Below are 6,028 nucleotides of genomic sequence, written 5' to 3'. Positions count from 1 at the left end.
GCGCGCGTTCGTCTTTTGCCTGGTCGCTCATCGCCGTTTCCCGTCAATCTCGAATGATGTGGATTTTGTGCCCGATATCGATGTTTGGCAGCCAAAAATCAAGGGGTAAGCGATTATGGAAGCCACCGGCCAAGGCCGGACAATGGCAGGCAAGGCATTTCGATTTTAATTCAAATTTTACCTTAACTGCCGGCTTTGCTTGCCCCACAGGCAGGATGGGGGAACCATTCCCTTGCTGGAGGAGTTTCGAAGCCGACACAGGATTTTGAGACGATGACCCGCAACACGGGCGAAAAGGCAGAAGGGCTGGCCATCGAGGTCAGGCGCCAGTTGGGTGCCGAGGCGGTGACCCGCTTTCTACGCACCTTGCCGGCCTTCCGCACCGAGGCCGACATTCCCGACCGGCTCCGAGAACTGCTCGACCGCCTCGATGGGGCGGAGCGCGGTGACATCGGCTGGCGCCGGCGGTAACGCAACAATCAATCTTGGCAGCAAACCTCCTATCGGCAATAGCCGGGGAGAGCCGAACCATCTAAGGATAGATGTGTTGTGGTTCAAAATGGAGGACGTAGTGCGCAAGGTTTCGATCACCTCATCGCTGATGGCGCTTGTCGGCCTCGGCGCCATCACCTTGGCGGCTTTTCCGGCACAAGCAGACAATCTGCAGCTGCAATTGGGCAAACATGGCCCGCGGCTGAAGCTCATGGAAGATTGCGACCCCGCCTATGACGATTGCGAAGGCCCCCGTCGCGACGACCGGCGCGACCGCCGTCAACGAGGCTGCACGGAGGACCGGGCCCTCGACAAGGCAGACCGAATGGGCATCCGCCGCGCAAGGATAGAGTCCGTCGGCCGCCGGGAGATCACAGTCCGCGGCAGACAGGGTGGCGACCGCGTGCGCGTGACTTTTGGCACCGAGCGCGGCTGTCCCATCCTCGATCGCGAATAGCGATCGACCTCAGCGGAAAACCGACGCTCAGAATCATCAGCAGGTCGAACCGGCGGTTGGCTGGCTCGACCGCCGGGCCACGCGACAATTACGCACAGTAATTTTGCGTGATGTCGCCTTGCGGCGGCGAGGCACCCCGCCTATGCTTCCTGATGAACATGATTTCCCCTGAGACGGTCGCCAACAGCAAGCGCGCCTGGCTGAAGATTCTCGCCCGCTACAAGAAGCCTGACAGGCGGCGCAGCACCGTCGAACTCGCCATCACTCTCATTCCATTCGCCATGCTCTGGGGCCTGTCCTCGGCGGCCTATGCCTATGGCCATTGGTGGGGACTGATCCTCATCCTTCCCGCGGCCGGGTTTCTGGTGCGCATCTTCATGATCCAGCACGATTGCGGCCACGGCTCCTTCTTCGCCAATCGCTACGCGGACGACTGGATCGGCCGCGCGCTCGGCATCCTGACGCTGACGCCCTACGATTGCTGGCGGCGCGCCCACGCGACCCACCACGCCAGCGCCGGCAATCTTGACGAACGCGGCATGGGCGACATCCGGACGCTGACCGTTGCAGAATACCGGCAGATGTCGTGGCGAGGCCGCCTTGCCTATCGTCTCTATCGCCACCCGCTGGTGATGTTCGGGCTCGGTCCTATCTGGCTGTTCATCTTCGAGCAAAGGCTGCCCGTCGGCATGATGCGCGGCGGCCTGACCCCTTGGGTGTCGTCGATGACCACCAATCTTGGCATCGCGGTCGCAGCAGCCATCCTCATTTGGTTCGTCGGTCCCGGCGCGTTCCTGGTGGTCCACCTGCCGATCGTCATCCTCGCCGGTTCGGCCGGCATCTGGCTGTTCTATGTCCAGCACCAGTTCGAGGAAACGGAATGGGCGAAGGATGTCGACTGGGAATTCCAGCACGCCGCCTTGCACGGATCGTCCTATTACGACCTCCCGCCGGTGCTGAACTGGTTCACCGGCAACATCGGTGTCCATCACGTCCATCACCTCTCCGCCAAGGTGCCGTGCTACCGGTTGCAGGAAGTGCTGCGGGATTATCCCGAGCTGCGCGACATCGGCCGTGTCACGCTGCTGGAAAGCCTGCGCTGCGTTAAACTGGCGTTGTGGGACGAGAACCGCCGCAAGCTGGTGTCGTTCCGCGAGGCACGGGCGGCGGCTTAAGCAATTCCAGCAGAAGTGGTGAACGGTTTCCAGGGAAAGCGCGTAGCGTTTTCCCTGGGGCAATTGCGTCAAACCAAGAAAAGTAAAACGACCGCCAGTCTATAGGCACCGCGCCTGGAGCTCCTACCAGGCAGCCCTGATCATGTCGGCGGCCTTTTCGGCGATCATGATGGTTGGCGCATTGGTGTTGCCACCAATCAGTGTCGGCATCACCGAGGCGTCCACGACACGCAAGGCTTCAAGCCCGCGCACCTTGAGTTGCGGATCGACCACCGCCATCTCGTCGACGCCCATCCGACAGGAGCCGACCGGGTGATAGACCGTGTCGGCGCGGGTACGGATATGGGTCATCAGATCGGCATCGCTTGGCTCGCCGGCGATGTGCATTTCCTTGTGCCGGTAGCGCGTCAGCGCCGGTGAAGCCAGCACCTGCCGGGTGATCCTCACGCCTTTCAACAGCAGCTCCGCATCGCGCTGGTCGCTGAGAAAGCGCGGATCGATGCGCGGCGCGGCAAGTGGATCGGCGCTGGCCAGCCCAACCTCGCCACGCGAGTGCGGCCGCAATATGCAGACATGACAGGAGAAGCCGAAGCCGTAGTGCAGCGTGCGCGCATGGTTTTCGACCAGCCCGATGACGAATTGCAGCTGCAGGTCAGGGCGCTCAAGCGCCGGGTCGGATTTGACGAAAGCGCCGCTCTCGGCCGCCGGCGAGGCGATCAGCCCGGTCCCATCCCGCCGCCACTGCGCGATATGCCGTAGGAAACCCAACGCGCCGCGCGGGCTCATGCCAAGCATATCGGTGTCCTTCGATCTCCAGCCGACGATGAAATCGAGGTGGTCCTGCAGGTTCTTGCCGACGCCCGGCAATTCGTGGACGACGGGAACGCCATGCACGGCAAGTTCGGCCGCCGGGCCGATACCCGACAGCAACAGAAACTGCGGCGAACCGAAGGCACCGCCACACAGGATCACCTCGCACGACGCCTGCGCCACTGCCTCGCCTTTGCGTGTCCGGTAGCGGATACCGGTGGCCCGCTTGCCGTCAAGGACGATGCCTGTGGCGTGCGCCCGCGTGATCACGGTCAGATTGGTCCGCTGCATCACCGGATGGAGATAGGCGGCGGCAGTCGAACAGCGCTCGCCATTACGGGCGCCACCGGCAAATTGGGTCACCTGGAAATAGCCGGCGCCCTCTTGTTCCGGTCCGTTGAAATCGTCCAAGGCGCGAATCTGGTTTTCGGCACAAGCCTCTATGAAGGCCTTGGCGATTGGCCTCGGCGAGCGCTGGTTCGACACTTTCAACGGGCCGTCCCCGCCATGCAGGGCATCAGTGCCGCGCTCATTGCCTTCGGCGCGCCGGAAATAGGGCAGAACCTCATCCCATGACCAGCCCTCACAGCCCAGATCGGCCCATTCGTCATAGTCGCTGCGATGGCCCCTGACATAGAGCATCGCATTGATGGCGCTGGAGCCGCCCAGCGCCTTGCCGCGCGGCTGGTAGCCCTTGCGGCCGCCAAGACCTTGCTGCGGCACGGTTTCGAAGGCCCAATTGTTGATCCTGGGCCGGCCGGAAAGCATACCGATAATGCCAGCCGGAGCGCGGATCAGCATATCCCTGCCCTCGCCGCCAGCTTCGATCAGGCAGACCGTTTTCGAGGGGTCTTCCGAAAGCCGTGCGGCAAGCGCACAGCCGGCGGACCCAGCGCCGGCTATGACATAGTCGTAACGCATGAAGACCCTCCCCGATCATTCCGGATTTTCCATCCGGAAGCTCAAGAGAAGGCTTGAACAGGGGGCGTTGTAAAGACGCGCGGAATTACCGCAACGTCAGCCGCTGCGAACGCGCCGCCAGGAGTATTTCGGGCCTTTTGGTTCCGGCACGGCGGCTGGCTGGTAGTAGAGCCCCAATCCGCCGGTGCGGCCCTCCTCCAGGCGCTTCAACAGCACGGGGTTCGATATCTCGAACTCGTCGAAGCCCAGCCGCAGCATATGCGGCAGTTGGTCGACCAGCACCTGGCCGGTAGCGCGAACGGCACCTTCGAAATGGTAGCGGCCGCGCAGCAGCTCTCCCTTGGAGAAGGAGCGGCCGTCGCTGAAGGCCGGAAAGGCCAGCGCCACCAGCGACAGCTGGTCGAGCAGGTCGGCGACCTTCTCGAGCTGATCACCCGGCTGCAGCAGGACGCCGAGCCGTTCCTTGGCCGAGCGGCGCACCTCCGGATCGAGATCGAGGAAGACTTGCAACGGCAGGATGAAGCGGCCGTTGCCGGACAGCGCATCGGCGCTTTCGGCATGCGTCCACTCATCCTCCTGAAAACCCGCAGGGGTCCAGAGCCGGGTCTCCGGTGTCGTCGGTTCAGTCATCAAAAAGTTCCTAAACAGTCAAACGAAACCAAGGATGTGTTGAGATTCAGGTCAGGCTGCGCCGAAAATGGCGGCTTCCGAGAACCGGAGCGGAGCATACTTGAAGTACGTGAGCACCGGAAGCGCAGGAAGCCGCCGTTTGCAGGCCAGCCTTACCTGAATATCAGCATATCCTAAAGGGATGCGTCGGTCAGCGACTTCTCCAGCCCCGACAGGTGAATGCCGCACTCGGTCTTGGCATGACCGGCCCAGCGGCCGCTGCGCGCGTCCTCGCCCGGCTGCACCGGCTGCGTGCACGGGAAGCAGCCGATCGACAGATAGCCATAAGCGACCAGCGGATTTTCGCGCAGCGCATGCGCGCGCATATAGTCGGCCTGGTCCGATGTCGTCCAATGCGCCAGCGGATTGATGCGGATGCGCGGACCGACCGCCTCGAACACCGGCAGCGCTGCCCGCGTCGCGGCCTGAAAACGCTTGCGGCCAGTGAGCCAGGCACGAAATGGCGCGACACCGCGCGCCAGCGGCTCCACCTTGCGCACGTCGCAGCAGGCATCGGTATCGCTTTGGTGCAGATTGCCCGTCGGATCGATCCGTTCGAGTGCTGCTTCCTCGGGTTTGATCACCCTTATGTTGGTCAGCCCGAAATCGGCGGCGAGCGCATCGCGATAGCCGAGCGTCTCCTCGAAATGCTTGCCGGTGTCGAGGAAGATGACCGGCAGCGTCCGGTCGATCTTGGCGATCATGTGCAGCAGCACAGCCGAATCCGCGCCGAACGACGACACCGCCGCGATCTCGTCGAGGAACAGTTCGCGGGCCGAGCGTTCGATGATCTCGAGCGGCTTCAGATGACCATAGAGCGCGTCGAGCCCTGCCGCTTTGGCGGCGATGCCGTCATCGACGTCTCCAATACGGTCAAGCGGCCTTGGCTTCGCCAGCATAGAGCGCCTCCTTGAACGGCGCGGGACCGACTCGGCGGTAGGCGTCGATGAATTTCTCTTGTGGGTCGAGCCGAAGGCCGAGATAGGTCTCGACGATCTGTTCGATGGCGTCGGTGATCTCTTCCGAAGAGAAGCCGCGGCCGATGATCTCGCCGACCGAGGTGTTCTCGTCGGCCGAGCCGCCCAGCGTCACCTGATAGAGTTCGGAGCCCTTCTTCTCGACGCCGAGGATGCCGATGTGGCCGACATGGTGATGACCGCAGGCGTTGATGCAGCCGGAGATCTTCAGCTTCAGTTCGCCGATCTCGCGCTGCCGCTCAAGCGAGGCGAAGCGGCGCGAGATTTCCTGCGCGATTGGGATCGAGCGCGCCGTGGCCAGCGCGCAGTAGTCGAGGCCCGGGCAAGCGATGATGTCCGATATCAGGTTGGAATTGGCCGTCGCCAGGCCGATGCCGACCAGCGCATCATAGACCGCCTTGAGGTCGGCGCGGGCCACATGCGGCAGGATCAGGTTCTGCTCATGGCTGACACGCAGCTCGTCAAAGCCATATGTCTCGGCGATGCCGGCGATTGCGTCCATCTGGCTGTCCGAGGCGTCGCCAGGC

General features: G+C 62.9%; 7 protein-coding genes. 3 read left to right on the top strand and 4 right to left on the bottom strand.

The annotated features are described in order from the left end of the window. Window positions 1-273 precede the first annotated feature (273 nt). The 3 genes from ENZ75_RS17900 (at window position 274) to ENZ75_RS17890 (ending at window position 2,124) form a co-directional block, all read left to right on the top strand. Window positions 274-471: a hypothetical protein gene (locus ENZ75_RS17900; protein ID WP_024502834.1), complete on the top strand. Its 198-nt coding sequence runs from the start codon at window positions 274-276 to the stop codon at window positions 469-471. Further along, the gene (locus tag ENZ75_RS17895) at window positions 446-949 is read left to right on the top strand and encodes a hypothetical protein (RefSeq protein ID WP_335916267.1); all 504 of its coding nucleotides are present in this window, start codon (window positions 446-448) and stop codon (window positions 947-949) included. The genes ENZ75_RS17900 and ENZ75_RS17895 overlap by 26 nt, the downstream gene beginning before the upstream one ends. A gap of 152 nt (window positions 950-1,101) precedes the next feature. After that, window positions 1,102-2,124 carry a fatty acid desaturase gene (locus tag ENZ75_RS17890; protein ID WP_063169014.1) on the top strand — a complete coding sequence of 341 codons (1,023 nt, stop codon included), beginning with the start codon at window positions 1,102-1,104 and terminating at the stop codon, window positions 2,122-2,124. A 123-nt stretch (window positions 2,125-2,247) separates the two neighbouring features. On the opposite strand, the gene ENZ75_RS17885 is transcribed toward ENZ75_RS17890, so the two are convergent. From ENZ75_RS17885 to ENZ75_RS17870, 4 genes are all read right to left on the bottom strand, one after another. Then, complete coding sequence (locus ENZ75_RS17885; protein ID WP_063169015.1) at window positions 2,248-3,855, bottom strand: GMC family oxidoreductase N-terminal domain-containing protein; 1,608 nt, start codon at window positions 3,853-3,855, stop codon at window positions 2,248-2,250. A 96-nt stretch (window positions 3,856-3,951) separates the two neighbouring features. Next, window positions 3,952-4,485, bottom strand: coding sequence for a DUF934 domain-containing protein (locus ENZ75_RS17880; RefSeq protein ID WP_063169016.1), 534 nt, complete (start codon window positions 4,483-4,485; stop codon window positions 3,952-3,954). 173 nt (window positions 4,486-4,658) lie between these two features. Then, on the bottom strand, window positions 4,659-5,423 hold the full coding sequence (locus ENZ75_RS17875; protein ID WP_024502838.1) for a phosphoadenylyl-sulfate reductase: 765 nt from the start codon (window positions 5,421-5,423) through the stop codon (window positions 4,659-4,661). After that, window positions 5,398-6,028, bottom strand: a 631-nt coding sequence (locus tag ENZ75_RS17870; RefSeq protein WP_164887857.1) for a nitrite/sulfite reductase, incomplete at its 5' end; no start/stop codon positions are given. The genes ENZ75_RS17870 and ENZ75_RS17875, both read right to left, overlap by 26 nt.

The organism is Mesorhizobium sp. M7A.F.Ca.CA.002.04.1.1, from assembly GCF_004022805.1.
In the GTDB taxonomy this organism is placed as follows: domain Bacteria; phylum Pseudomonadota; class Alphaproteobacteria; order Rhizobiales; family Rhizobiaceae; genus Mesorhizobium; species Mesorhizobium ciceri.
Note: the sequence above shows the minus strand (reverse complement) of the source record. Positions and strands in the feature narration are given on the sequence as shown.

What these genes read in the sequence shown, in the direction of transcription:
- ENZ75_RS17880 (WP_063169016.1), bottom strand. Translation starts at nt 4,485, where the DNA reads ATGACTGAACCGACGACACCGGAGACCCGGCTCTGGACCCCTGCGGGT.
- ENZ75_RS17890 (WP_063169014.1), top strand. Translation starts at nt 1,102, where the DNA reads ATGAACATGATTTCCCCTGAGACGGTCGCCAACAGCAAGCGCGCCTGG.
- ENZ75_RS17875 (WP_024502838.1), bottom strand. Translation starts at nt 5,423, where the DNA reads ATGCTGGCGAAGCCAAGGCCGCTTGACCGTATTGGAGACGTCGATGAC.
- ENZ75_RS17885 (WP_063169015.1), bottom strand. Translation starts at nt 3,855, where the DNA reads ATGCGTTACGACTATGTCATAGCCGGCGCTGGGTCCGCCGGCTGTGCG.
- ENZ75_RS17900 (WP_024502834.1), top strand. Translation starts at nt 274, where the DNA reads ATGACCCGCAACACGGGCGAAAAGGCAGAAGGGCTGGCCATCGAGGTC.